Source organism: Thauera sp. 28 (assembly GCF_000310145.2).
Classification (GTDB): domain Bacteria; phylum Pseudomonadota; class Gammaproteobacteria; order Burkholderiales; family Rhodocyclaceae; genus Thauera; species Thauera mechernichensis.
Window position 1 is genome coordinate 1 of record NZ_AMXA01000038.1, and the last position, 25,957, is coordinate 25,957.

Annotated in this window: 23 protein-coding genes; 17 read left to right on the forward strand and 6 right to left on the reverse strand. The window is 66.6% G+C overall.

Going from position 1 to position 25,957, the window contains the following annotated elements:
* Positions 1–160 precede the first annotated feature (160 nt).
* The 3 genes from C662_RS17545 to C662_RS17555 all read left to right on the forward strand — a co-directional run bounded on the left by C662_RS17545 (position 161) and on the right by C662_RS17555 (position 4,997).
* Positions 161–1,231: an efflux RND transporter periplasmic adaptor subunit gene (locus C662_RS17545; protein ID WP_002932232.1), complete on the forward strand. Its 1,071-nt coding sequence runs from the start codon at positions 161–163 to the stop codon at positions 1,229–1,231.
* A gap of 10 nt (positions 1,232–1,241) precedes the next feature.
* Positions 1,242–4,514 (forward strand): efflux RND transporter permease subunit, encoded by a 3,273-nt coding sequence (locus C662_RS17550; RefSeq protein ID WP_002932233.1) that lies wholly within the window; start codon positions 1,242–1,244, stop codon positions 4,512–4,514.
* Positions 4,515–4,676: 162 nt separating this feature from the next.
* Positions 4,677–4,997, forward strand: coding sequence for a PilZ domain-containing protein (locus tag C662_RS17555; RefSeq protein WP_232431652.1), 321 nt, complete (start codon positions 4,677–4,679; stop codon positions 4,995–4,997).
* Positions 4,998–5,024: 27 nt separating this feature from the next.
* Here the strand turns inward: C662_RS17555 and C662_RS17560 are convergent, their stop codons facing one another.
* Both C662_RS17560 and C662_RS17565 read right to left on the reverse strand, forming a co-directional pair.
* Positions 5,025–5,540, reverse strand: coding sequence for a disulfide bond formation protein B (locus C662_RS17560; RefSeq protein ID WP_002932235.1), 516 nt, complete (start codon positions 5,538–5,540; stop codon positions 5,025–5,027).
* A gap of 36 nt (positions 5,541–5,576) precedes the next feature.
* Positions 5,577–6,521 (reverse strand): LysR family transcriptional regulator, encoded by a 945-nt coding sequence (locus C662_RS17565; protein WP_002932236.1) that lies wholly within the window; start codon positions 6,519–6,521, stop codon positions 5,577–5,579.
* Positions 6,522–6,635: 114 nt separating this feature from the next.
* Here C662_RS17565 and C662_RS17570 point away from each other — a divergent pair, with 114 nt between their 5' ends.
* Together C662_RS17570 and C662_RS17575 are read left to right on the forward strand one after the other, a co-directional pair.
* A complete protein-coding gene (locus C662_RS17570) occupies positions 6,636–7,235 on the forward strand; it encodes an FMN-dependent NADH-azoreductase (RefSeq protein ID WP_002932238.1) in 600 nt (199 codons plus the stop codon).
* Between the two features lie 71 nt (positions 7,236–7,306).
* The gene (locus C662_RS17575; protein ID WP_002932242.1) at positions 7,307–8,191 is read left to right on the forward strand and encodes a pirin family protein; all 885 of its coding nucleotides are present in this window, start codon (positions 7,307–7,309) and stop codon (positions 8,189–8,191) included.
* Between the two features lie 13 nt (positions 8,192–8,204).
* Here the strand turns inward: C662_RS17575 and C662_RS17580 are convergent, their stop codons facing one another.
* Together C662_RS17580 and ybiB are read right to left on the reverse strand one after the other, a co-directional pair.
* Positions 8,205–8,570, reverse strand: coding sequence for a PilZ domain-containing protein (locus C662_RS17580; protein ID WP_002932243.1), 366 nt, complete (start codon positions 8,568–8,570; stop codon positions 8,205–8,207).
* A gap of 48 nt (positions 8,571–8,618) precedes the next feature.
* The gene (gene ybiB / locus C662_RS17585) at positions 8,619–9,533 is read right to left on the reverse strand and encodes a DNA-binding protein YbiB (protein ID WP_002932246.1); all 915 of its coding nucleotides are present in this window, start codon (positions 9,531–9,533) and stop codon (positions 8,619–8,621) included.
* A 121-nt stretch (positions 9,534–9,654) separates the two neighbouring features.
* Here ybiB and C662_RS17590 point away from each other — a divergent pair, with 121 nt between their 5' ends.
* The 4 genes from C662_RS17590 (at position 9,655) to C662_RS17605 (ending at position 12,725) form a co-directional block, all read left to right on the forward strand.
* The gene (locus tag C662_RS17590) at positions 9,655–10,536 is read left to right on the forward strand and encodes an NAD(P)-dependent oxidoreductase (RefSeq protein ID WP_002932248.1); all 882 of its coding nucleotides are present in this window, start codon (positions 9,655–9,657) and stop codon (positions 10,534–10,536) included.
* 17 nt (positions 10,537–10,553) lie between these two features.
* The gene (locus tag C662_RS17595; protein WP_002932249.1) at positions 10,554–11,441 is read left to right on the forward strand and encodes an NAD(P)-dependent oxidoreductase; all 888 of its coding nucleotides are present in this window, start codon (positions 10,554–10,556) and stop codon (positions 11,439–11,441) included.
* A 141-nt stretch (positions 11,442–11,582) separates the two neighbouring features.
* Positions 11,583–12,509: a UDP-3-O-acyl-N-acetylglucosamine deacetylase gene (lpxC, locus tag C662_RS17600; protein WP_002932254.1), complete on the forward strand. Its 927-nt coding sequence runs from the start codon at positions 11,583–11,585 to the stop codon at positions 12,507–12,509.
* A 27-nt stretch (positions 12,510–12,536) separates the two neighbouring features.
* Entirely contained in the window at positions 12,537–12,725 is a 189-nt protein-coding gene (locus tag C662_RS17605) for a hypothetical protein (protein WP_002932255.1), read from the forward strand.
* Positions 12,726–12,761: 36 nt separating this feature from the next.
* Here C662_RS17605 and C662_RS17610 read toward each other — a convergent pair whose 3' ends face one another.
* A complete protein-coding gene (locus C662_RS17610; protein WP_002932256.1) occupies positions 12,762–13,193 on the reverse strand; it encodes a DUF721 domain-containing protein in 432 nt (143 codons plus the stop codon).
* 87 nt (positions 13,194–13,280) lie between these two features.
* On the opposite strand from C662_RS17610, the gene secA reads away from it, so the two are divergent.
* The 7 genes from secA to C662_RS17645 all read left to right on the forward strand — a co-directional run bounded on the left by secA (position 13,281) and on the right by C662_RS17645 (position 24,009).
* Entirely contained in the window at positions 13,281–16,016 is a 2,736-nt protein-coding gene (secA, locus tag C662_RS17615; protein WP_002932257.1) for a preprotein translocase subunit SecA, read from the forward strand.
* A gap of 18 nt (positions 16,017–16,034) precedes the next feature.
* Positions 16,035–17,273 (forward strand): bifunctional glutamate N-acetyltransferase/amino-acid acetyltransferase ArgJ, encoded by a 1,239-nt coding sequence (argJ, locus tag C662_RS17620; RefSeq protein WP_002932258.1) that lies wholly within the window; start codon positions 16,035–16,037, stop codon positions 17,271–17,273.
* Between the two features lie 194 nt (positions 17,274–17,467).
* Positions 17,468–19,540: a TonB-dependent receptor plug domain-containing protein gene (locus C662_RS17625; RefSeq protein ID WP_002932259.1), complete on the forward strand. Its 2,073-nt coding sequence runs from the start codon at positions 17,468–17,470 to the stop codon at positions 19,538–19,540.
* Entirely contained in the window at positions 19,537–20,523 is a 987-nt protein-coding gene (locus tag C662_RS17630) for an ABC transporter substrate-binding protein (RefSeq protein WP_002932260.1), read from the forward strand. The genes C662_RS17625 and C662_RS17630 overlap by 4 nt, the downstream gene beginning before the upstream one ends.
* Before the next feature lie 5 nt (positions 20,524–20,528).
* Positions 20,529–21,827: a diguanylate cyclase gene (locus tag C662_RS17635; RefSeq protein ID WP_232433306.1), complete on the forward strand. Its 1,299-nt coding sequence runs from the start codon at positions 20,529–20,531 to the stop codon at positions 21,825–21,827.
* Positions 21,828–22,020: 193 nt separating this feature from the next.
* Positions 22,021–22,353 carry a TonB-dependent receptor plug domain-containing protein gene (locus C662_RS20375; protein ID WP_037984987.1) on the forward strand — a complete coding sequence of 111 codons (333 nt, stop codon included), beginning with the start codon at positions 22,021–22,023 and terminating at the stop codon, positions 22,351–22,353.
* A gap of 12 nt (positions 22,354–22,365) precedes the next feature.
* Positions 22,366–24,009 carry a TonB-dependent receptor plug domain-containing protein gene (locus C662_RS17645; protein ID WP_037984990.1) on the forward strand — a complete coding sequence of 548 codons (1,644 nt, stop codon included), beginning with the start codon at positions 22,366–22,368 and terminating at the stop codon, positions 24,007–24,009.
* Between the two features lie 17 nt (positions 24,010–24,026).
* Here the strand turns inward: C662_RS17645 and apaG are convergent, their stop codons facing one another.
* Complete coding sequence (gene apaG, locus C662_RS17650) at positions 24,027–24,410, reverse strand: Co2+/Mg2+ efflux protein ApaG (protein ID WP_002932262.1); 384 nt, start codon at positions 24,408–24,410, stop codon at positions 24,027–24,029.
* A 65-nt stretch (positions 24,411–24,475) separates the two neighbouring features.
* On the opposite strand from apaG, the gene purB reads away from it, so the two are divergent.
* Positions 24,476–25,852, forward strand: a complete 1,377-nt coding sequence (purB, locus tag C662_RS17655; protein ID WP_002932266.1) for an adenylosuccinate lyase — start codon at positions 24,476–24,478, stop codon at positions 25,850–25,852.
* Positions 25,853–25,957 lie beyond the last annotated feature (105 nt).

Here is a 25,957-nt window from a genome sequence, read left to right on the forward strand (position 1 = left end):
CTACACGGCGGGTCTGCGGCGCTTGGGACCAAGGTAGGAGCGGCGCCAGCCGCGAGCTTTTCGTCGTTCACATGGAGGTTGTCCGCGCGGGAAGAGGTTCATGCACGCGCGTCGTGGCGGATGGCTTGACGCTCATGTCTATAAGAATATACTTATAAACATGAAAATGATCATGCTCCCCCCTCTTGTACGCGCCGTGCTGGTCGCGTGTGCTCTTTCAGTGCCGGACGCGGCCACTGCCGACGTGCCGACCGTGCGGATCGGCGCGCAGGTGCAGGATCTTGGCTTCGTCAGCGAGGCCAGCATAGAGGCTGTCCATCAAGTCACCGTTGCTGCGCAGGTGCAGGGGCGGGTCCTTGCACTCTCCGTCGACACCGGCGACCGTGTCCGCCGCGGCCAGGTGCTGGCCCGCATCGATGCGGCCGAGGCGGCGGCTGCGCTTGCGGCTGCGCAGGCCGGGGTGGGGCAGGCCGAGGCCGAAATGGGCAATGCCCGTAGCGAACTTGCCCGTGCACGCGGCCTCGTCGAGCGCCAGTTCCTCAGCGCGTCCGCGCTCGATGCCGCGCGTACCCGCCTCGAGGCTGCCGAGGCGGCCGTCAAGGCTGCCCGTGCCCAGCGCGAACAGGCTGCCACCGTAAAAGGCCAGTTCGAGATCGTGGCGCCGCTCGACGGCGTGGTGTCGGCGCGCCATATCGAGACCGGCGAGATGGCCCAGCCCGGACGCGCGCTATTTACCCTTCACGACCCGGCACGCATGCGCGCCGTCACCGATGTGGCGCCGCAGCGCCTGGCCGCGCTCGGTGACGGGGCTGCGCGCGCGCGCGTGACGCTCGGGGATGGCGGCCGCGTCGTCGATGCCGAGGCGGTCACCTTGCTGCCGGCGGTGGATGCGCGCACGCACACGGTGCGTGTCCGTGTCGAATTACCCGCAGGCACAGACGGATTGATGCCGGGCAGCTTCGCGCGCGTGCATTTCGTGGGGGCGGCGGGCACGGCAGAGGCTTCCGTGGTGGTTGTGCCGCGTGCGGCCATCCTGCGCCGTGGCGAGTTGACTGCGGTGTATGTCGCTGACGGAGCAGGCGGCTTCGCGCTGCGCCAGGTCCGCCTCGGGCGGGGTGTGAACGGCAGCGAGGCGGTAGAGGTGCTGGCCGGCCTCAAGGGTGACGAGACGCTCGCCCTCGATCCCGTACAGGCTGGCCTTCGGGCGCGCGCAGCGGCGCCCGCACGCTGAGGAGGTGATCATGGACACGCCTCTCGGCATCGCTGGCCGCATCGCGGCCGGCTTTCAGCGCAATGCCATCACGCCGCTGCTGGCCTTGGTGCTGCTGCTCGCCGGCATCTTTGCCACCCTGGTCACACCCAAGGAGGAAGAGCCGCAGATCGACGTCACCATGGCCAATGTGCTGGTGCCGTTTCCGGGGGCGTCTGCGCGCGACGTCGAAGCCCTTGTCGCGCGTCCTGCCGAGCAGGTGCTGTCGCGCATCGCCGGGGTCGAGCACGTGTACACCGTGTCGCGGCCGGGCATGGCGGTGGTCACGGTGCAGTTCGAGGTCGGCGTGCCCAACCAGACCGCGCTCGTGCGCCTGTATGACACCGTGCACTCGCACGCCGACTGGCTGTCGCCGCAGCTTGGCGTCGGCACGCCGCTGATCAAGCCCAAGGGCATCGACGACGTGCCCATCGTCAGCTTCACGCTGTGGACCGCGGATGCCGAGCGCGCCGGCTTCGAGCTGCAACAGGTTTCGCGTGCGATCGAGACCGAGTTGAAGCGTATCCCCGGCACCCGCGACGTGCTCACTATCGGTGGCCCCGGTCATGTCATCCGGGTGAACATGGATACCGTGCGCATGAACGCGCACGGTGTCACTGCGCAGGACCTGCGCGCCGCCCTGCAGCTGGCCAACGCCTCGCAGCCCGCAGGCAGCCTGGTGGCCGGCAACCAGGAGGTGCTGGTTCAGACGGGCACCTATCTGGAGTCGGCCGAAGACGTACGCAGCCTGGTGGTTGGCGTGCACGACCAGCGCCCGGTCTTCCTGCGCGATGTCGCCGACGTCATCGATGGGCCCGATCAGCCTGCGCAGTACGTGTGGTTCGGCACCGGCGCGGCCGCGCAGCAGCGCGGCATCGAGCAGCAGGGCATGTTCCCCGCGGTCACCCTGGCGTTGTCGAAGAAGCCTGGCGCCAACGCCGCCGACGTCGCCCGCGCGGCCATGCAGCGACTGGACAATCTGCGCGGCAGCCTGATCCCCGATGGGGTCGAGGTCACCGTCACCCGCGACTACGGCAAGACGGCCAATGACAAGGCTGCCCAACTCATCGGCAAGCTCGCCTTCGCGACCGCTGCGGTGGTGGCGCTGGTCCTTTTCGCGCTCGGTCGGCGCGAGGCGCTCATCGTCGGCATCGCGGTCACGCTCACCCTGGCCGCCACCTTGTTCGCGTCCTGGGCCTGGGGCTTCACCCTCAACCGGGTGTCGCTGTTCGCGCTCATTTTCTCGATCGGCATTCTGGTCGATGACGCCATCGTGGTGGTCGAGAACATCCATCGCTGGCATACGCTCGAGCCCGACACGCCGCTGTGGAAGCTGATCCCCAAGGCGGTGGACGAGGTCGGCGGCCCCACCATCCTCGCCACTTTCACCGTGATCGCGGCGCTGCTGCCGATGGCCTTCGTCAGTGGCCTCATGGGGCCCTACATGAGCCCGATCCCGATCAATGCCTCGATGGGCATGTTCATCTCGCTGGTGGTGGCCTTTGTGGTCACGCCCTGGCTGGCGCAGAAGATGCTGAAGAACGTCGATGCGCACCAGCACGGGGGCGAGGATCGCATGACGAAGCGGCTCGATGGCCTGTTCCGTCGTCTCATGACGCCCTTGCTCGACGCCCGCCGCGGCGCGCGCAACCGCCTGCTGCTGTGGCTCGCAGTGCTGGCGCTGATCGGTGCCTCGGTGGCGCTGCCGGTGGTGCAGCTGGTGGTGATGAAGATGCTGCCCTTCGACAACAAGAGCGAGTTCCAGGTGGTGCTCGACATGCCGGTGGGTACGCCGGTGGAGGATACTGCGCGCGTGCTCAACGAGATCGGCGTGCATCTGGCTGCCGTGCCCGAGGTCACCGACTGGCAGTCCTACGCCGGCACCGCCGCGCCGATCAACTTCAACGGCCTGGTGCGCCAGTACTACCTGCGCAGCGCCCCGGAGCAGGGTGACATCCAGGTCAACCTGGTCGACAAGTCTGCGCGCTCGCGCCAGAGCCACGAGATCGCGGTCGCAGTGCGCGACGCGGTCAGCACGATTGCGACCCGCAACGGCGGCAACGCCAAGGTGGTGGAGGTGCCGCCCGGGCCGCCGGTGCTGTCGCCGATCGTCGCCGAGATCTACGGTCCGGACTACGCCGGGCAGCTGGAGGTGGCGCGCCGGGTGCGCGCGGCCTTCGAGGCCACGCCCGACATCGTCGGCGTGGACGACACGGTAGACGAGGATGCGCCCAAGCTGGTGCTGCGCGTGGATCAGGCCAAGGCCGCGCGCATGGGCGTGGCCCAGGCCGACATCGTCGAGGTGGTACGCCTCGGCCTCGCCGGCGAGAACGTCACCCCGGTACATGGCGGCGACAACAAGTACGAGATCCCGGTGCGCGTCCAGCTGCCGGCGGTGGAGCAGTCCGAGCTCGCCAGCCTGCTGGCGATGCAGGTGCGCGCACGCCAGGGCGACAACGCCGGTCAGCTGGTCAAGGTGTCCGAGCTGGTGCAGGTTGCCGAAACCCGGCGCGAGCAGATCCTGTACCGCAAGGACCTGCTGCCGGTGGTGTATGTGACCGGTGACATGGGCGGCAAGCTCGATTCGCCGCTGTACGGCATGTTCGACATCCGTACACGTGTCAATGGCATGGCGCTCGCGGGTGCGCCGGGCCTGTACGGCACGCTCGGCGAGTGGTTCATCAGCCAGCCCGACGACCCCTATGCCGGATACCAACTCAAGTGGGACGGCGAGTGGCAGATCACCTACGAGACCTTCCGCGACATGGGGGCGGCCTACGCGGTCGGCCTGGTGCTGATCTACCTGCTGGTGGTGGCGCAGTTCAGGAGCTACCTGGTGCCACTCATCATCATGGCGCCGATCCCGCTCACCATCATCGGCGTGATGCCCGGGCATGCGCTGTTCGGCGCCCAGTTTACCGCGACCTCGATGATCGGCATGATCGCGCTCGCTGGCATCATCGTGCGCAACTCGATCTTGCTGGTGGACTTCGTCAACCAGCAAGTTGCCGCGGGCATGGAACTCGGCGAGGCAGTGATCCGTGCCGCGGCGGTGCGTGCCAAGCCGATCGGACTCACTGCGTTGGCGGCGATGATCGGCGCGGTGTTCATCCTTGACGACCCGATCTTCAATGGCCTCGCGATAAGCCTGATCTTCGGCATCCTGGTGTCCACCGTGCTCACCCTGGTGGTGATCCCGGTGCTGTACTACGCGGCCATGCGCAGTCGCATCGGCCGCTTGCAGGATCTGCCGAGTCAGGCCTGATCTGAAGGGCGCACGCTGCTGGACAGGATGACGGGGCTCACGTCCCTGTGCCCGGCGCCGTGCGCTTGTGCACGCCGGACGGCTGATGCTTCGAGCGGGGAAGACACCTGTGGCAGCGGCAAGCGCTAGAATCACGCGATGCTCATCAGCTCCGGGATGCATATGGCCACGAATGACGTACCGCCGCACCAGGATCGACGCCTCAATCGGCGCTTGCCGCTGGGGTGCCCCGCCTACATCGCGTTGCGTAACGGCGAACGGGTAGACGCGACCTGCATCGAGATCGGCGTGGGAGGCATGACGCTGCATGCGGCCTATGTGCCGGGGCGCAACGAGGTCATCGATGTTGCCGTGCTGGGGCCGCTTGGTTCGCCGACACCGGACCGCCCGCCGTTGATCACCAAGCTCGAGGTTACGCGCTGCAATGCGCTCGGTGATGGGCGCTACGAGATCGGCGGCCAGATCGTGCGCGTGGTCGACTGAGCGCGCGCACCATCGGCGCGGCCTTTCTCAGCGTGCCGCCTCCCGGCGGACCAGCATCCACAGCGCAAAGGCGAAGGTGGCGGTGAAGGTTACCAGCGACCAGTTGGCGATCGACAGTCCGAGGAAGGTCCAGTCGATGGCGACGCAGTCGCCCGCGCCACGGAAGATCATTGGCAGGGCCTCGCCCAGAGGGAAGCTCTCGAGCATGAATTCCAATCCTGGACCACACTCCGGGATCTCAGGCGGAAAGAGCTGCATCCAGCTCTGGCGCGCGGCGATGCCGCCGCCGCCAAGCGCGCCCACGGCGATCAGCGCCGCGTACACGCGGCTGCCGCTACGGCCCGGGCCGTGCAGGCCGCCGACCAGGGCAACGAGTGCCACGCCCAGGAAGGCATAACGCTGCATGATGCACATCGGGCAGGGTTCCAGCCCCCCTACGTGCTGCAGGTAGAGTCCGAAGCCAAGCAGGCCGATGGCGGTGCCGAACAGGGCGAGGTAGAGCACGCGCGCCGGCAGGTGCAGCAGGGTGTGGATCAGGGACATCGGGTATCGGTTTCCTGGGCGGGCGCCCATTGTAGGTCATGCGTCCTCGGAGCGTGGTGTCGCGGTTTCGGTTCCCGCCGCGGTCCCCGTGCCCAGTGCAGCCTGCAGCATGTCCAGAAAAGCGCGTGTCTTGGCCGGCATCAGCCGTCTTCCCGGGAACACCGCCCACGCCGTGTGGGTGGGCAGACACCACGCCGCGAGCACCCGGCGCAGTTCCCCGCGGCGCACGTAGGGGGCGGCGAAGTAGTCTGGTACCGCGGTAATGCCTGCGCCGCCGCGGGCCAGTCGGATCATTAGCTCGGGTGAGTTTGCAGTGATGCTGCCTGGTGGCGTGCCTTGCCAGCGTTCCTCGCCCCGCATCAGCGTCCAGCCTAATGGGGCGCCTCCGCGTCCGAGCAGCCGCAGCGCGCGGTGCTGGTTGAGTGCGTCAGGGCGCTCGGGTTCGCCATGCTCGGCGAGGTATGCGGGGGCAGCATAAAGTCCGGCAGGGAACACGGCCAGGCGGCGCGCGGCGAGCACGGTGTCGTCGGGTAGTTCGCCCATGCGGATGGCGATGTCGAAGTTCTCGCCGAGCAGGTCGACCCGCCGTGGCGACAGGTCCAGTTCCAGCGCCACCGCGGGGTGCAGGGCGCAGAAGGCGGCCAGGGCGTCGGTGAGCAGGAGGTTGGCGAAGTCGCTCGGCATCGACACGCGCAAGCGTCCGCTGGGGCGGGCCTGGCGGCTTTCTGCGAGGGCCTTTACAGCGTCAATCTCGCTTGCGACCTGGCGTGCATGCTCGAGCAGTGCCTCGCCGAACTCGGTGACAGTCAGGCGTCGGGTCGTGCGCAGCAGCAGCCGTTCCCCTAGCTGCTCCTCGAGCATGGAGATGCGGCGCGAGACCGTGGACTTGGGCAGGCCGAGGCGGTCGGCAGCGGCGGTGAAGCTGCCACCCTCTGCCACGCGGGCGAAGATCAGCAGGTCGGCGGGGTCGTATTGTTCCAATTTTGAGACAATGTTGCTCTAAATGGGGGGTTAATCAATTAAATGGGCACGATTAGACTCTCATCACCGTCTTGCAACAAGACCCTGACCCCAAGCGTCCCAAGGAGAGAGAACATGAACATTCTGCAGATCAACGGCAGTGCCCGCACTGAAGGCGCCAACTCCACCCGTGTCGCCAGCGACATCGTTGCCCGTCTGAAGTCGACCCACCCCGAGGCGCTGATCGTGCTGCGTGACCTGGCGCGCGATCCTGCCCCGGTGATCGATGAAGGCGCGCTCGGTGCGCTGTTTACCCCCGCCGACCAGCGTACGCCGGAACAGGCGGTCCGCGTGGCCGAGAGCGACGCCTTGATTGCCGAGGTGCAGGCTGCCGACGTGATCGTGATCGGCGTACCGATGTACAACTTTGGCATCTCGACTCAGCTCAAGAACTGGATCGACGCGATCGCTCGCGCCGGTGTCACCTTCCGCTATACCGAGAGTGGGCCCGAGGGCCTGCTCAAGGGCAAGAAGGTGATCGTCGCCTTCGCTCGCGGTGGCCGCTACCGCGGTACGCCGGCCGACACTCAGACGCCCTTTCTGCAGACGGTGTTTGCTTTCCTGGGTATGACCGATGTGCGCTTCGTGTATGCGGAAGGGCTGAACATGGGTGACGAGTCGGCCCGGCAGGGCTTTGCCGAGGCTGAGGCGGATATCGCCGTCGCCTTGGGGTGAGCTTCGGCAACTGCGGCGGACCTGTCCGCCGCAGCATTGCCAGCGGTAGGACAGACATGAGGAGAGCAGACATGAGTGCAACGACAGCAGGTGCCAGTCCTGTGGTTACGGTGGCGCAGCCGCGCACGGTCGAACGTCTGGTTACCGGCGTACCGACCTCCGATGGTGCAGGCGTGAAGCTGACGCGCGTGCTGACACAGTCCCTGCAGCGCCGTCTCGATCCTTTCCTGATGCTCGATGCCTTCGGCAGCGATCGGGCCGAGGATTACATCGCCGGCTTCCCCGATCATCCACACCGCGGCTTCGAGACGGTGACCTACATGATCGCCGGCCGTCTGCTGCATCGCGATAGCGCCGGGAACGAGGGTTTGCTGGAAAGCGGTGGCGTGCAGTGGATGACGGCTGGCCGGGGGGTGATCCACTCGGAGATTCCGCAACAGGAAGACGGCCTGATGGCGGGCTTTCAGCTGTGGTTGAACCTGCCGGCGAGCGACAAGATGAGCGCACCTTGGTACCGGGATTTCGCTGCCCACGAGTTGCCACGCGTGCGCACCGCAGCCGGGGTCGAGGTCACCGTGATCGCGGGCGAGAGCCATGGCGTGGGCGGTGCAGTGACGCGCACCGCCACGGCGCCGCTCTATCTGGACATTCACCTGCCTGCGGGGGCGCAGTTCGAGCAGCCGCTGGCGGTGGAGCACAACGCCTTCATCTACGCCTATCAGGGTGAGTTGACGGTTGCGGGGCAGGTGGTGCCCGAGCACACCATGGCCATCCTTGCCAACGAGGCTGCCAGCGATGGTGTGCGGCTGGAGGCCAGGGCCGATGCACGTGTGCTGCTCGTTGCCGGCCGCCCCCTGGGCGAGCCGATTGCCCAGTACGGCCCGTTCGTGATGAATACCGAGCAGGAGATCTATCAGGCCGTGGCCGATTACCGCGCGGGCCGGTTTGCGGCCTGATCGACAGGCGTGTTCAGTGCGGCAGCAGGGCGGCGAGTTCGCGCTCGAGCAGTGTGGCGTCGCCCTGGTTGAGTTCGATCAGGCGGCGCAGGTGGGTGATGCTGTCGAGGTCGATTGCAGTGCATGCGAGCCCTATCCGGCCCGCGCTGCAGTGCGCCACATGGCCGTCCATGCGCACCACGGCCTCGCCGTCATCGAGCACGAGCTCGAGGCTGCAGCTGGCGCCAGAAGTGATCGCCGCCCCGTCCTGCAATTGCAGCAGTGCGCCCTTGAGTGAAAGGTCGAGGATCTCGCAGGCCTCGGTGTGTCCGGCGACGCTGAAGCGGGCTCCGTGGTGAAAGCCGATGCGGGCGAAGTGTCTGTGCTCGGGCGTGTCCATGTCGCGATCAGTCCTTGGGTTGGCTTGTGTGTTGCGCCCGCGCGGTGTTCAGTGCGCGAGCGCTCTCAGCGCCGCGACCTGCGCGGTGATCGGGGCGGGTATGGGGGCGTCGCCCGCGAGCATGGCGCGGATGAGTGCTGCGTTGTCGGTGACGCCTGGCAGGTCTGGCAGCCCGGGCAGCGGTGGGGCGCCGCCTTCTTCGCCCGCGACGGCCAGCCGCGTCTCACCGTCGACGTAGGCCTTCATTTCCGGGCAGCGGCGAGGATTGGCGTAGATCTCGCCCTCGGTGCCACGTAGCAGCATCGAGCGCCCACCGTCCAGGCGCAGGAAGGCATCCATGCGCTCGAGGTACTCGGGGTGGGTGACCGCCACCACGCGCACGCTGCGTCCGCGGCAGGGGTCGATCAGCTTGGCCATGGTGTGGCCGCTGGCGCGCACGCCCATGCGGGTGCGCAGGGCAAGCAGGGGGTCGAGACCCGGTAGCAGGCGCTGGAGGCTGATGCACGCCAGGCGGCGGTCCGCGAGCTGTGCCGCGGCCTCGGCGGTGTCGGCCGCCGGGCGCAGGTCGAGCTCGTCAAGCAACTCGAACGGGCTGACCCGGGTGTCGAAGTCGTGACGCCCCTGGATCAGCACCGGAACGCCCTCACGTGCCAGCAGCATCGCCACCAGCGGCATCAGATTGGCCTGGCGGCGTGCGCCGTTGTAGGTCGGCAGGACGACGCAGCGGGGGCCTGCCGGTACCTGGACCTGGGCGCTGCGCGCGTCCATCGCCTGCTTGAAGCCGAGCAGTTCGGGCAGGGCCTCGCTCTTGATGCGGAAGGCGATCAGGATGGCGCCGAGCTCGAGTTCCGGAATGCGACCGTCGAGTATGTCCCCGAACAGTGCGGCCGCCGTGTCCGTGTCGAGGTCGCGTGCGCCCTTGGCGCCCCGCCCGATTTCCTTGATGATTGCGCCGTAGTTCATGGCCCGGATTATGGCGGGCTTCCTGCCGCCCTGCCAGCGGCAACGGCGGTGTGCGCGTGCAGGCCTCGCTTGGCTTCCGGTGCATGCCATGCCGAACCTACCCCCCACGGAGATCTATCGAATGGAAGTTGGATTCATCGGACTCGGCCTGATGGGCCGGCCCATGGCGCTCAACCTGATCAAGGCAGGTCATCGCGTGCATGTCTGGAGCCGCCGTCGCGCGTCGATGGAGCCGCTGCTGGCGGCCGGCGCGGGTGATTGCGAGAGCGCGGCCGATGTCGCCAGACGGGCGGCAGTGACGATCAGCATGGTGGCCGATGCGCCCGACGTGGAGCAGGTGACGCTCGGCCCGGCAGGCGTGGCCGAGGCGGCAGGGGCGGGTCACATCCATATCGACATGAGTACCATCGCACCGGCCGCAGCGCAGTCGATCGCAGCGCGTCTGGCGGCGCGCGGCGTGACGGCGCTCGATGCGCCGGTGTCGGGAGGAGAGGTCGGCGCCATTGCTGGCTCGCTCACCATCATGGCCGGCGGTGATGCCGATGCCTTTGCGCGCGTGCTGCCCCTGCTCGAGGCCATGGGGCGCTCGATCACCCGCATCGGTGACGCCGGTGCCGGCCAGGTCGCCAAGGCCTGCAATCAGATCCTTACCGGCGTCGGTGTGGCGGCAGTGGCCGAAGCGCTCAATTTCGCCACGCGCAGTGGGGTCGACGCTGGGCGCGTGCGCGAGGCTTTGCTGGGCGGCTTCGCGTATTCGCGCATTCTGGAGAACCACGGTCAGCGCATGCTGGAGCGCAACTTCAAGCCTGGCTTCAAGGCCTGGATGCACCAGAAAGACATGCGCATCGTCATGGAGGAGGCGCACCGGCTCGGGCTCGCCCTGCCATCGGCTGCGGCGACGACGCAGCTGTTCAATGCCATGGTCGGCAGCGGCCTGGGCGAGGATGATTCGGTTGCCGTGCTCAAGCTGCTCGAGCGCATGAGCGGCGCTGCGGCTGAGTGAAACAGGAGGGCATGGGCATGAGGATCGGTTTCATCGGCCTGGGCGCAATGGGCGAGTCGATGGCACGCCATTTGCGCGCTGCCGGGCACCCCCTTGCGGTGTGGGCGCGGCGGCCGGAGTCAGCGGCTGGCCTGGTCGCCGAGGGGGTGCCCTTGTGTGCCACCCCGGCCGAACTGGCGGCACGCAGCGAGGTGGTGGTGACCATCGTCACCGCGAGCGCGGACGTGGAGGCGCTCGCCTTCGGCGGGGACGGACTCGCCGAGGGTTTTGCCAAAGACGCCATCCATCTCGACATGAGCACCATCGCCCCTGATACGGCGCGTCGCCTGGCCGAGCGCTACGCGCGCCAGGGCGTCGACTGGGTGGATGCGCCCGTCTCCGGTGGGCCCCAGGGCGCGCGTGATGCAACGCTGGCGATCATGGCCGGCGCCCATCCCGAGGTGCTGGAGCGCGTACGTCCGCTGCTCGAGGTGCTCGGCAAGCGCATCGTGCACATCGGTCCGCCGGGCGCCGGCCAGGTGGCCAAGGCCTGCAACCAGATGATCATGGTGTCAGTCGTCCAGGCCTGCGCCGAGGCCATGCGCCTGGCTGCAGCCCACGGCGTCGATCTGGCGGCGGTGCGCACGGCGCTGTTGGGGGGCTCGGCGTCCTCACGCATGCTGGAGATCATGGGCGACAAGATGGTGCGCCGGGACTTTTCGGCCGGGATCGAGGCACGGCTCCACCATAAGGACTTCGGTATCCTGATGAACGAGGCGGCGACGGCAGCTGTGCCGCTGCCGATCGCGGCTCAGGTCTGGCAGCAACTCAACGCGCTGATGACGCAGGGGATGGGGCGCGACGACATCTCCAGCCTGCTGCGGGTGCTGGAGGCCACGCAGGCTCAGGGCCGATTGCGGACTTGAGTTCCGAGTCGCGGCCGAGGCCTTGTGCAGGCGTGGTTGCGCTGCAACATCTGCTTGCGCAACAGCCTGTCTGCATGACCGCGATAGCCGGGGCGTCACGGGGGTGCGTGCTAAAATGCCTGATCAAAAAGGACAATAGACATGATCAGGCAACGTACCCTCAAATCCATCGTCAAGGCCACGGGTGTCGGCCTGCACGGAGGACGCAAGGTGAACCTGACCCTGCGCCCGGCGGCGCCCGACACGGGCATCGTGTTTCATCGCGTGGACCTCGAGCCGCCGCTCACGCTGCCGGCCGACCCCTATGCGGTGTGCGACACCCGCATGTGCTCGGGCCTGGAGCAGGGTGGCCACAAGGTCGGTACGGTCGAGCACCTGATGTCGGCGCTCGCCGGCCTGGGTGTCGACAACCTGCATGTCGACGTCGATGCGCCCGAGATCCCCATCCTCGACGGCAGCTCGGCGCCCTTCGTCTTTCTGTTGCAGTCGGCGGGCATCGAGGAGCAGAAGGCGCCCAAGAAGTTCATGCGCGTCAAGAAGGCGGTCGAATATGTCGAAGGCGACAAATGGGTCAGGCTCGAGCCGTATGACGGCTTCAGCCTGTCGTTCTCGATCGTGTTCAACCACCCGGCCATCGACAGCACCTCCACTCGCGTGAAGGTCGACTTCGCCGAGCAGTCCTACGTGCGCGACGTTGCGCGTGCACGCACCTTCGGCTTCATGCAGGATGTCGAGTTCATGCGCGCCAATGGCCTGGCGCTGGGCGGTAGTCTGGAAAACGCGATCGTCATGGATGAGTATCGCGTGCTCAACGCCGAGGGGCTGCGCTACGCAGACGAGTTCGTCAAGCACAAGGTGCTCGACGCGATCGGTGATCTCTACCTGTGCGGCCATCCGCTGCTGGCCGCCTACTCGGCGCACAAGGCCGGCCATGCGCTCAACAACCAGATCCTGCGCGTGCTGCTCGAAGATCAGGAGGCTTGGGAGATCGTCACCTTCGAGAAGGATGCGAGCACACCGGCCGCCGTCTCCCACCAGTTTGCGCCGTTGGCGCAGGCTTTCGCCTGAGCGTCCGCAGATGAAGGTCGCGACCCCGTGCTGATCATGCGCCTGCTGCTGCTGCTCGCCGTGCTGGCGATCGGCGGCTCGGTGATTCTGTGGCAGCTCACCGGCAATCCGCGCTACAAGGCCTGGGCGTGGAAATCCTTTCGCGCTGCGGTCGTGGTGGTATTCGTCTTCTTCGCCCTGTTCGCGATCGAGCGCGTGCTCGCGCCGATGGTGTGATCCTGTCGTCGCGGCGCTGTGGCCCGCGGCGCTCGTCTACTGGCGGCTGCGGCGCACCAGGCGCTCGAGTGATTCGCGCAGCGGCGAATCGGGCGGCAGGCTTTGCGCGAACTTGCTCAGATTGTCCTTCGCGTCGTTCGACAGGTGGCGCTCGGCAGGTGGCGGGCGCCATTGCACCTGCTCCGGCGTACCCACCTTGACCTTGATGGCCTGCACCGCATGTCCTGCTCGGACCAGGTGCTCGACGAGGCTGGGCAGCATCTGCCGCAGGCGCACGGCCGCCGCGCCGCCGCGCGCGCTGACCGTGAGCGTGCCGTCCTTCAGGTTCGCCACCTGGCATTGGCCGACGAGCTGAGGCGGCAGGCCGCGTTCGAGCGCCCCCTGCAGGCGGCGCAGGCGGGCGGCATGGTCCTGCAGGCGGGCGAGGGCGTCGCCCTGGCCGAGGAAGCGGTGCAGCAGTTGGGACATCGTGCGCGGGGTGGACAAGCGTCATCAGGTGATCGAGTCCGACATGATAAACTGCCGCCTTTGCCGAATTGACGTCGACCCCCAAACATGATCTCCGGCCTGCTCAAGAAAATCTTCGGTAGTCGCAACGACCGCCTCGTCCGCCAGTACTTCCAGACCGTGCGCAGGATCAACGCACTCGAGCCAGAGATCTCCGCACTCTCCGATGAGGCGTTGCGGGGCAAGACCGCGGAGTTCAAGCAGCGCGTGGCCAACGGCGAAACGCTCGATGCCCTGCTGCCCGAGGCCTTCGCGGTGGTGCGCGAGGCCGGCAAGCGCGTGCATGGCATGCGCCACTTCGACGTCCAGCTCGTCGGCGGCATGGTGCTGCACAACGGCAAGATCGCCGAGATGCGCACCGGCGAGGGCAAGACCCTGGTCGCTACCCTGCCGGCTTACCTCAATGCGCTGTCGGGCAAGGGCGTGCACGTCATCACGGTGAATGACTACCTGGCCAGCCGCGACGCCGAGTGGATGGGGCGGATCTACGGTTTCCTCGGGCTCACCACCGGCTGCAACATGTCGCGCATGTCGCACGACCAGAAGCAGGCCGCCTACGCCGCCGACATCACCTACGGCACCAACAACGAGTTCGGCTTCGACTACCTGCGCGACAACATGGTGTATTCGCTCGGCGAACGCGTGCAGCGCGGTCTGAACTTCGCCATCGTCGATGAGGTGGACTCCATCCTGATCGACGAAGCGCGTACGCCGCTGATCATCTCCGGCCAGGCCGAGGATCACACCGAGCTCTACCTCAAGATGAACCAGGTCGCGCCGCTGCTGAAGAAGCAGGAAGGCGGCCTCAACGACAAGGACGAGGTCATCGAGGCCGGCGACTACACGGTCGACCTCAAGGCCCACCAGGTGCTGCTCACCGAGCAAGGCCACGAGACCGCCGAGCAAATCCTTGTACGCATGGGCCTGCTCGCCGAGGGTGGCGGGCTGTACGACCCCGCCAACATCCTGCTGGTGCACCATCTCTATGCTGCGCTGCGCGCACATGCGCTGTACCACAAGGACCAGCAGTACGTGGTGCAGAACGGCGAGGTGGTCATCGTCGACGAGTTCACCGGCCGCCTGATGCCGGGCCGGCGCTGGTCGGACGGCCTGCACCAGGCGGTCGAGGCCAAGGAGGGCGTGCGCATCCAGGCCGAGAACCAGACGCTGGCCTCGATCACCTTCCAGAACTACTTCCGCATGTACGGCAAGCTCGCCGGCATGACCGGTACGGCCGACACCGAAGCCTTCGAGTTCCACTCCATCTACAGCCTCGAGACCGTGGTCATTCCGACCAACCGGCCGATGCAGCGCAAGGACGAGAACGACAAGGTCTATCGCACCGCGAAGGAGAAGTGGGATGCGGTGATCGAGGACATCCGCGGCTGCGTCGAGCGTGGCCAGCCGGTGCTGGTCGGTACCACCTCGATCGAGACCAACGAGTTCCTCTCCGGTCTGCTCAAGAAGGCGAAGATCGATCACCAGCTGCTCAACGCCAAGCAGCACGATAGCGAGGCGCAGATCGTCTCCCAGGCCGGTCGTCCCGGCGTGGTCACGATCGCCACCAACATGGCGGGCCGCGGCACCGACATCGTGCTCGGCGGCAACATCGAGAAGCCGGTGGCCGCGCTGCGCGAGGACTCGAGTGTCCCGCCCGAGGAGCTCGAGGCCCGCGTCAGTGCCCTGCGTGCCGAGTGGGCCAAGGTGCATGAGCAGGTGCTCGCCGCCGGCGGCCTGCACATCATCGGCACCGAGCGCCACGAGTCGCGCCGCATCGACAACCAGCTGCGTGGCCGCTCCGGCCGCCAGGGCGATCCTGGCTCGAGCCGCTTCTACCTGTCGCTTGAAGATCCGCTGATGAAGATCTTCGCCGGCGAGCGCCTCAACGCCATCATGGTGCGCCTGAAGATGCCTGAGGGTGAGGCGATCGAGCACGCGATGGTCACGCGCTCGCTCGAGTCCGCGCAGCGCAAGGTCGAACAGCGCAACTTCGATATCCGCAAGCAGCTGCTCGAATACGACGACGTTTCCAACGACCAGCGCAAGGTGGTCTATCAGCAGCGCAACGAACTGCTCGAGAGCGAGGACATCTCCGACACCATCCGCGCCATGCGACAAGGCGTGCTGCACGACATCTTCCGCCGCTATGTGCCGGCCGAGAGCGTCGAGGAGCAGTGGGAGATCCCGGCGCTGGAGCAGGCCCTGCTCGCCGAGTGCCAGCTCAAGCTGCCGGTGGGCGAATGGTTGAAGGCCGAGCCCAGCCTGGACGACGAGGCCATCCTCGAGCGTATCGTGCAGGCGGGCGAGGAGGCCTATGCGGCCAAGACCGCGGTCGTCGATCCGGCGGCGTGGCACCAGTTCGAGCGCAACGTCATGCTGCAGAGCCTGGATACCCACTGGCGCGAGCATCTGGCGGCGCTTGACCACCTGCGCCAGGGTATCCACCTGCGCGGCTATGCGCAGAAAAACCCCAAGCAGGAGTACAAGCGCGAGTCCTTCGAGCTGTTCGAGGGGCTGCTCGACACCGTACGTGCCGACGTCACCAAGATCCTGATGACGGTGCAGATCCGCACCGAATCTCAGCTCGAACAGGCCGAGCCGCCGCAACAGGTCGAGAACGTGAAGTACCAGCACGCCGATTACGACGAGGCGCTTGCCAACACCGAGGCGGGGCAGGGCGGCGCGCAGCCGCAGGTCAATGCCGCGCCCAAGGTCGGGCGCAACGACCCCTGCCCCTGCGGCTCGGGCAAGAAGTACAAGCACTGCCACGGCAAACTCAACTGATCTGCACCGGAGACACGCATGGCCGTCAATCTCGCCACCCCGAACCCTGCCGAACTCCTGCCCGTCCAGGGCGTGCGCCTGGGCGTCGCCGAGGCCGGCATTCGCAAGGCCAACCGTCGTGACCTGACGGTGATCGAGCTCGCCCCTGGCAGCCGTGCCGCGGGCGTGTTCACCCGCAACCGCTTCTGCGCTGCGCCGGTCCAGGTCTGCAAGGCGCATCTGCCGGGCGGAGCCGTCCGTGCCTTGGTGATCAACACCGGGGTGGCCAATGCCGGTACCGGCGAATCCGGCGTCGCCAATGCCCAGGCCACCTGCGCCGCGCTGGCTGCGGAGATGGGTATCGACGCCAGCCAGGTGCTGCCTTTCTCCACGGGCGTGATTCTCGAGCCGCTGCCGATGGAACGCTTGGTCGCCGGTCTGCCCAAGGCGCTCGCCGACCTGCGCGCGGACGGCTGGTTCGATGCCGCGCACGCCATCATGACGACGGACACGCTCGCCAAGGCGGTGTCGCGGCAGGTGCAGCTCGGTGGAAAGGCCGTGACCCTCACAGGCATCAGCAAGGGCGCGGGCATGATCCGGCCCAACATGGCGACCATGCTTGGCTTCCTGGCCTGCGACGCGGCTGTTTCTCAGCCGCTGCTCGACGCTCTGGTCAGGGAGGCCGCCGACCTGTCCTTCAACAGCATCACCGTCGATGGCGACACGTCCACCAACGACTCCTTCGTGCTCGTCGCTACCGGTGCCGCCGGTAACGATGAGGTCGTCGATGCTGCGAGTGCCGAGTTCGCGGCCCTGCGTGCCGCGATCATCGACGTGTCGATCGCGCTCGCCCAGGCCATCGTGCGTGACGGCGAGGGTGCGACCAAGTTCATGAGCATTGCAGTCGAGGGCGGTGCGGATCGCGACGAGTGCCGCAAGGTCGCCTATGCAGTCGCGCATTCACCCCTGGTCAAGACCGCTTTCTTCGCCTCCGACCCCAACCTCGGCCGTATCCTGGCGGCTATCGGCTACGCTGGCATTGACGATCTCGATGTGTCGAAGTTGCGCGTGTGGCTGGGCAACCCCGACGAGGCCGTGCTGGTCGCCGAACACGGTGGGCGCGCAGCCAGCTACGTCGAGGAGGCCGGCTCGCGGATCATGAAGCACGCCGAACTGACGATCCGCATCGATCTCGCGCGTGGCAGCGCAGCGGCCACGGTGTGGACCTGCGATTTTTCCTATGACTATGTCAAGATAAACGCGGACTACCGGAGCTGAATCCCTGCTGTGTGCCCCGACCCGCGTGTGTGCGCCGTGACCTGTGTCACTCGCAGTGGCGCAAGGCGTAGCGGTCGGGCAGGACATCGGGGCACAATCGGGTCCTTGGCGTTCGGCGATGTGGCCTGGACGCTGAAGCAATATGTGCTGTGAGGACCTGCATGCGGGCGTATAGGTTACCGGGTGAAGTATGTGTGAACGCCGTACGCGTACTGGCTGCGCTCGCCGTGGCGCTGCCCCTCGCCGTTCAGGCCAGCAGTGACCCTTTTTTCGACGATATTCCGCTTGTCCTGACGGCTACGCGGCTTGCGCAGTCGCCGCTCGATGCGCCAGCCGCGGTCACGGTGATCGATCGCGAGATGATCGAGGCTTCGGGCTTCACGCGTATTCATGACCTGTTGCGCCTGGTGCCGGGCTTTCTGGTCGCCGATGTGGCGAGTGGCTCTCCTACGGTGGCCAGCCATGGTCTGGGCGACGCCTACGATCGCCGCGTCAAGGTGATGATCGATGGCCGCACGATCAACAGCCCCTTGTGGGGTGACACCAAGTGGGACGGATTGCCCCTGCGGGTCGATGACATCGAGCGCCTGGAGGTGGTGCGTGGCCCCAACGGCGCTGCCTATGGCGTCAACGCCTTCCAGGGCGTGATCAATATCATCAGCCGTTCGCCGGCAACCGAGGTGGGCAAGGCGGTCATCCTGCGTGCCGGCAAGGACGGATTCCACGACTACGGCGTTCGCATCAACGGCAACGGTGCCGGCGTGCTGGACTGGCGGTTGTCGGCTTCGCGCCGCTCGGCGGTGAACTTCGAGCCGCATCTGGAGAGCCGCCCTGGGTTCCAGCGCTGGCACGATGCCGAGAAGATCACCCGGACGGTTGCCAACTTCAGTGCGACCCTGCATGCCACGGGCCGCGATCAACTGGCCTTGCAGTTCGGCGTGAGCGAGGGGCCCAGTTGGCGCGGCAGTCCCGATTACGTCGACTTCCCCTCGCATGTCGAGCGCGACCGTTCGCTGTATCTGCAGGCAGGCTGGGTACGGCAGCTCGACGCCGAGCGCTCGTTGAGTCTTCAGTACTACCATCAGAGCGAGCGCGAGCAGGGTCGGTGGACGGTTGGGCCGTTCGTGTACGACGGTGTTTCCTATCGCTTCGATGCCGACCGTGACAGCGAGGTTCGCCGCGATGATCTCGAACTCCAGTACAGCACGCGGCTGTCGTCTTCGCTCAGCGGCATGCTCGGGCTCGGCGTGCGTGCCGAACGCGCGCGTTCCTTCAGCCTGCTGGGCAGGCGAGATTGGCTCGACGCCACGCACGGGCAGCTCTTCGGAAACCTGGAGTGGCAGCCGCTCGCAGCCCTGCGGATCAATCTGGGAGGGACGCTCGAGCATCACGACTACAGTGGTCGCCTGTTCTCGCCCCGTTTTGCGGCTAACTATGCGCTCGACGATTTCTCTGCGCTCAGGCTTTCCGCGGGAAGGGCCTACCGTGCCCCCAGCCTGATGGAGTCGCGCGCCTTCCAGACCTACCGTGAAGGCGATGTGATCCGCCGCATCCTGTATCGCGCGCAGGGCTCGTTGCAGAGCGAGCGCATGCGCTTCATCGATCTGGGCTACGTCGCGCAGTATGCGCCTCTGGGGATCACGCTCGATACGCGGGTGTTCCGCGAGTATCACGAGCGTTTCATCGATGACCGCAGCTGCAGGACCTTCGCCGATGGTTTCGATTTCGACGAATTGCCGGCCGAGTATCGCGAGTTCTGGCGTGCCGAGACCTGCGCAGGAGCTGAGGGACCGGATTTTCAGCCCATTGTCCCCGGACAGAAGGCCTTCTACTTTTTCAATGGCAACGATTTCCGCATGACCGGCGCCGAGTTCACGGTGGACTGGCGTCGTGCGGGCTGGGGGCGGATCGTGCTCTCTCAGGCCTTCGTCCGCATCGACAAGGGCGAGCCTTACACCGATCGGGACATCCCGGATAGTGCGCCGCATGCGACGACCTCGGTGCTGCTCATCAAGGATCTGCCAGACCGCTGGCGGGCCAGCATCGGGTACTACCGCAACGGTGAGTACTACTGGATGAACGGTGGCGATTACATTCCGCGTGGCGACCGTTTCGACCTCAAGCTCGCACGCCGTTTCGGTGGCCCCGGTAGCGAGAGCGAGTTCTCCGTGACTGCCCTCAGCGCGACCGGGAAGTACCCCGATTTCCACAACGGCAAGTACCGCCATCAGCCGTTCCTGTTTGCCACCCTGAGGCTTGGTTGGTGAACACCGAGGACGATCGGGCGCCGCCGCTGCCGGGCCGTCGCCGGCAACACGCGAGGACGGCCGATGCTGTCCGCTGCGCCTTCGTCCGCATGTTCGCCTGCGTGCTGCTGATGCTGTCCCCGATGGCGCATGCGCTCGATCTGGTGCTGCTGGCGCCGGGGGACAAGGGGCCTGCGCAGCAGTTCGTCGAGGCGCTGCGCAAGGCGACCAAGCCGGGCGTGCATCGCGTGCGTGAGGTCACCGCGCTCGATGAGGTGGCGCGAGACGGCGCGCTCGAGCGCACGGATGTCGTGATCGCAGCGGGCCGGCAGGCGGTGGAGGCGGCCTTGCGACAGTCCGACCGACCGGTGTTTGCCGTCCTCGTCGGTCAGCGCGACGTCGAACGCTTCAGGCGCGAGTTTCCGCAGCGCAGCCTGGGCGCGATCGTGCTTGACCAGCCGGTGGCGCGACACCTCGCCCTGGTGCGCGCGATCCTGCCTCAGGCGTCGCAGCTTGGTGTCCTGCTTGGGCCCGACAGCCGTTTCGTGGAGCCGATGATCAATCAGGCCGCGACCGCTCAACAACTCGCCCTCGATATCATAGGCATCGCCGATTCGACCGAGCTTGTCGGCGCGCTGCAGGTCCTGCTGGAGCGTAACGCCGCACTGCTGCCCTTGCCGGACAGCCTGGTGTCCAGCCCGGCGGCGGCGCGTGCCATCCTGCTTACCAGTTATCGCCACCGCCGTCCGGTGTTCGCTTTCTCGTCGGCCTATGTCAGCGCGGGCGCGCTTGCGGCGGTGTTCAGCTCACCGGAGCATATCGCCTACGACCTCGCCGACCTGCTCAATGCCGGCCTGCACTCTGCCGAGGGGCTGGGCGGGATTCACCACCCTGAGCGCTTCGAGGTGGAGGTGAATCGGACGGTGGCCAAGGCGCTTGGCATCACCGTGCCCGACGAACAGATCCTGCGTGAGCGCATTGCCGGGGGAGGGGCGCGGCGATGAGCTGGATGCGCAAGATTTCGCTCGGCGTCAGGATGGCCCTGATCCTGTTCGTGCCCAGCCTGGCCTTCGTCGTGGTACTTGGCAGCCTGTTTGTCCACCAGAGCCATCGCGAGCTCGACGAGGCCAGCCTGGCACGGGGGCGGGCGATCGTGAGTTTTCTCGGGCCTGCCGCCGAGTACGTCCTCGTGTCGGGCAATCCGGTGGCCCTCGACAGCCTGATGGCACGCGCGCTTGCGCAGGCGGAGGTCGCTGCGGTTGCCTTCTACGACGCTGACGGCGAGTTGCTTGGAGTGGCCGGTCAGGGGCTGGTCGGCTTGCCGTCGGCGGCGCGCATGGTCGAGGCCGACGAGGTGGTGGTCGAAGCTCGTGGCGGGCGGCTGCAGTTCGCCACCGCGGTACTGAGCCTGGCACCGCAGGTGGATGACTATTCGACGCCGCAGCAGGCGTTGCGGACGGAGCGGCTTGGCTGGGTGCAGGTTGATCTGGATGTCACGGCACGTGAAGCGGCCAAGCGGCGCCTGCTGTTGGTTGTCGTCGCGGCCGTTCTGGTGGTGCTCGTGGGGGCGTTGGCTATGGCGTGGCGTCTGGCACGCTCGGTCGGCCTGCCGGTGGCGGCCCTCGTCAAGGCTGTTCGCCGGATGGCGTCGGGTGATCTCGATGTGCGCGTGTCGGCACAGTCGACGAGCGAGGAGCTGAGGGCGCTCGAGGCCGGCTTCAACGCCATGGCGGATTCGATTGCGCACAGCCAGCAGACGCTGCAGGCACGCATCGAGGAAGCGACGGCCCAGTTGGCACACCAGGCACGCCATGACCCGCTCACCGGACTGCCCAACCGGCGCGCTTTCGAGGAATCGATCGAGCAGGCGGTGTCGATCCACAGGCGCGCAGGCGATGTAGTGACGCTGCTGTACATCGATCTCGACCGCTTCAAGCCGGTCAATGATACTTGCGGCCATGCGGCCGGAGACCGCCTGCTGAGGGAGCTGGCTGGCTTGTTGCGTGCGCGCCTGCGTGCGCAGGATCACGTGTTCCGCATCGGTGGCGACGAGTTCGCGGTGATTTTGCGCGGTTGCGGTCGTGAGGACGCCCACCATATCGCAACTGCGTTGTGCGATGCGGTCGCCGCCTACGAGTTCGTGTGTGCGGGGCGGAGCTTCAAGGTGGGGGCGAGCATCGGCATGGCGCGTATGGAAGGCATGATCAATGACGTTTCCGCGGTGATGCAGGCAGCCGACCAGGCGTGCTACGAGGCAAAGCATGCCGGCCGTGGCCGTGTCATCGAGTACCAGCGCTCTTCGGACTGAGCGCGTTCTGCATGTGCGTGCTTGTCGGAGCAGTGCGGGGGAGTTCATTGGGGGAGACGACATGAAGCATATTGGTCGATCCAAGAGCGGGACCCTGGGCATGGCCATGTGCGGCCACGCCGTGTGCGGCCGACGTTTCTCCCAAAGCGCTCGCGTGGTTCGGCGCGCGTTGAGCCTGTTGCTGGCGGCAGGAATGGCGACACCCTTGGTCGGCACTGCGGATGACGGCGTGTTCTTCAGCGCACTTCCGATCGTGGCCTCGGTCAGCCGCTTGCCGCAGCGCCTGGAGGATGCCCCTGGCGCGGTAACGGTGATCGATCGCGCGATGATCCGTGCCTCGGGTGCACGTTCTCTGCATGAGGTGTTTCGCCTGGTGCCCGGCTTCCAGACCTTCACGCCCAGCGACAAGCCGGCGCGGGTCAATTACCACGGCATTACCGACGACACGGACTACTCGCCCCGCGTGCAGGTGCTGGTGGATGGCCGTTCTTTGCATTCGCCGCTCTTTCGCGGCGGTATGAACTAGGAGCTGGTTCCAGTGGCGCTCGAGGACATCGAGCGCATCGAGGTGGTGCGGGGCTCCAATACCGTCTCTTACGGCACCAATGCCTTCCTGGGGGTCATCAACATCGTTACGGTCGAGCCTGCTTTTGCCCAGGGGCTTTCGGTCAGCACACAGCGGGGCAGCGGCGGCGTGCGTGATTACAGCGTGCGGGGCGGCGGCGGTCTGGGTGAAGGCGGCGCCTTCAGGCTGAGCGTCCAGGAGCGTGCCGACGATGGACTGGACCATCGCGACGTACTGCCAGCCGATCGTGACTGGCGCGATAGCAACCGCAGCAGGCTGTTCGATTTCCGGGCCGATCTGCAGCTCGATGCACGCAGCTTGCTCGAGTTGCAGATCGGCCGCGTCGAGGCGCGCCAGCTTGTCGGGCGGCTCAGCGTCGCTGCAGACGGTACCGCGATCGGCCCCCGAGCCTCCGACCCGCTGCGGCGCGCGGATCAGTCATCGACCTGGGTGCAGGCGCGCTGGCTGCACGCGCTGTCAGAGTCCGCCGATCTCTCCTTACGCTACACCCATCATGTCGATCGGCTCGACGCTGGCTTCGACGTTGCTGGCCGGCCGGAGTTGGGGCGTATCAACCCCAACGGTGGCCGCGGCGTCCGCCATGAATTCGAGGCGCTCCATACCTTCCTCCCGGTGGATTCGTTACGCATGGCCTGGGGGGGGAGTTGGCGCCATGACACGCTCGAGTCGGCGACCATGCTGCATGGAGTTGGCCGTGTCAGCCGCGATGTCGGGCGTCTGTTCGCCAACCTGGAGTGGAAGCCGTTGGGTTGGTTTACCGGCAACCTTGGCCTGTCGCACGAGTACGACTCGCTGGCCGGTGCGCATGTGGCGCCACGCGCGAGTGCAAGCTTCCATATCGACGAGCAGAACACCGTTCGCGTTGGTTATGCCAGGGCCTGGCGCACGCCGGGGACGCTGGACTACAAGGCCAGCCAGCTTGCCAGCAACGGGAGCATCGAATGGGCGGGTACCCCGGGCTTGCCCGCCGAGGGGCTGGACAGCTGGGAACTGGGCTACCTCGGCGATTGGCGCGCTGCGCGCATGAGCCTGGACCTGCGTGTCTTCCACGAGCGCGTGTCGGATCGTATCCACCGCATCCGTACGGTGGCGGGTGGGCCGCTGACGGCGCAGGCCGTGCATGAGCTGAAGATCAGGGGCCACGAGCTGCAGTGGAAGTGGCAGCCCGTAGATGCGACACGGATTGTTGTGGGGCATGCCCACATCGACATCGATGCTGACTTCAGCACGCTCGGCAGAACACTGCATGCAGCTGCCGGCAGCCACTTGTTCGGATCTGGCGCCGAGCGCTATTTCGCCCTCTCCGAGCGCTCCGCGCCGCGACGGGCTACCTCGCTGCTGTGGATGCAGCGCTTGCCGATGGGGGTGAGCCTGGCGGTGGCGCGCTACTGGGTGCACGACATCAAGTGGACCCGCAATACCGACACCGACAGCTATCAGCGTACCGACCTGCGCCTGTCCTACCCGTTTTCAGGTTTCGCCCGCGGCGGCGAGATCGCCTATACGGTGCAGTCCCTCAACGGTGCGCATGCCGAGGAACGCATGCAGCGCATCGTCGACCGGCGCCACTGGGTATCCCTGCGCCTGGACTTCTGAGCCGCGCCCGGTGGGTCTCAGTGCAGGGCGCGTGGCATGGCCAGCATGAATGGCGGAATTTCAGCCTCGAAGCGGTGTTCGTCCTCGGCAAGCATCTGATAGCGCCCGTGCATGGTGCCGACCGGGGTTTCCAGTACGCAGCCGCTGGTGTACTCGAAATGCTCCCCAGGTGCGAGCAAGGGTTGTTCGCCGATCACGCCCTGGCCATGAACCTCCTGCACCTTGCCGTTGCCGTCGGTGATGACCCAGTGGCGGGCAAGCAGCTGTGCCGGCACGGTGCCAAGGTTGCGGATGGTGACGTGGTAGGCGAAGACGAAGTGGTCGTCCTCGGGGCGGGACTGTGCAGTGACGTACTCGGCAACGGCAGTCACCTCGATCTTGTAGCGCTCCGGCGTGCTCACGGTGGTTTGTTCTCTTCTGGGAAGGGGGAGGCGTTAAAATAGCACTTTTGTCCGGAAGCTCCGTCATGTCGAATGCCTCGCCGTCCCCGCTCACCGCTCTGTCCCCGCTCGATGGCCGTTACCACGGCAAGGTGGCCGGGCTGCGCGACCATTTCTCCGAACACGGTCTCATCCGCAACCGCGTCAAGGTCGAGGTTGAGTGGCTCAAGGCGCTTGCAGCCGATGCCGCGCTGGCGGAGATCGCGCCCTTCTCGGTGGCAACCGTGGCTGAGCTCGACGCCGTGGTCGCAGACTTCTCGACCGCTGACGGCGAGGCGGTGAAGGCGATCGAGGCCACCACCAACCATGACGTCAAGGCCATGGAGTACTGGCTCAAGAAGCGCCTGGGACATAACGCCGAGGTGATGAAGGTGTCGGAGTTCATCCACTTTGCGTGCACCTCTGAGGACATCAACAACACCTCGCATGCGCTGATGCTGGCCGAAGGCCGCGACCGTGTTCTGCTGCCCGCGCTCGATGCCGTAATCGCCCGTTTCCGCGAGCTCGCCCATGCCCTGGCCGACCTCCCGATGCTGTCGCGCACCCATGGCCAACCTGCCAGCCCGACCACGCTCGGCAAGGAGATGGCGAACATCGCCGCGCGCCTGATGCGCGTCCGCGCTGCGATTGCCGGCGTCGCGATGACTGCCAAGTTCAACGGTGCGGTCGGTAACTACAACGCACACCTGTCGGCCTGGCCCGAGTTCGACTGGGAAGGCTTCAACCGCCGTTTCATCGAGTCCCTGGGGCTGACATTCAACGAGTACACCATCCAGATCGAGCCGCACGACGCGATGGCCGAACTCTTCGACGCCATCGCCCGTAGCAACACCATACTGATCGATGCCTGCCGCGACATCTGGATGTACATCTCGCTCGGCTACTTCAAGCAGAAGCTCAAGGAAGGCGAGGTCGGCTCCTCGACCATGCCGCACAAGGTCAACCCGATCGACTTCGAGAATGCCGAGGGCAACTTCGGTCTCGCCAATGCGGTGCTCAAGCACTTCTCCGAGAAGTTGCCGATCTCGCGTATGCAGCGCGACCTCACCGATTCCACCGTGCTGCGCAACATGGGCGTGGGTTTCGGCCACACCGTTCTCGCGCTCGACAGCTGCCTGCGCGGCCTGGGCAAGCTCGAGGCCGACCCGGCGCGCCTGGCGGCCGACCTGGACGAGTGCTGGGAGGTGCTCGCCGAGCCGGTGCAAACGGTGATGCGCCGCTACGGCATCGAGAACCCCTACGAGCAGCTCAAGGCCATGACCCGCGGCAAGGGCATCACCCGCGAGGCGCTGCACGACTTCGTTCGCACCCTGGCCATCCCCGCCGAGGCGCGCGAGCACCTGCTGGCAATGACGCCGGCGAGCTACGTCGGCAAGGCCGCGGAGCTGGCGCGGCGCATCTGAGAGCCACCCTTGCGTGACGTGGGCGCAGCGCCTGCAAAGGCTCGCGGCTGGCGCCGCTCCTACGGCACCCCGCCGCGGTCGATCGCCCCGTAGGAGCGGCGCCAG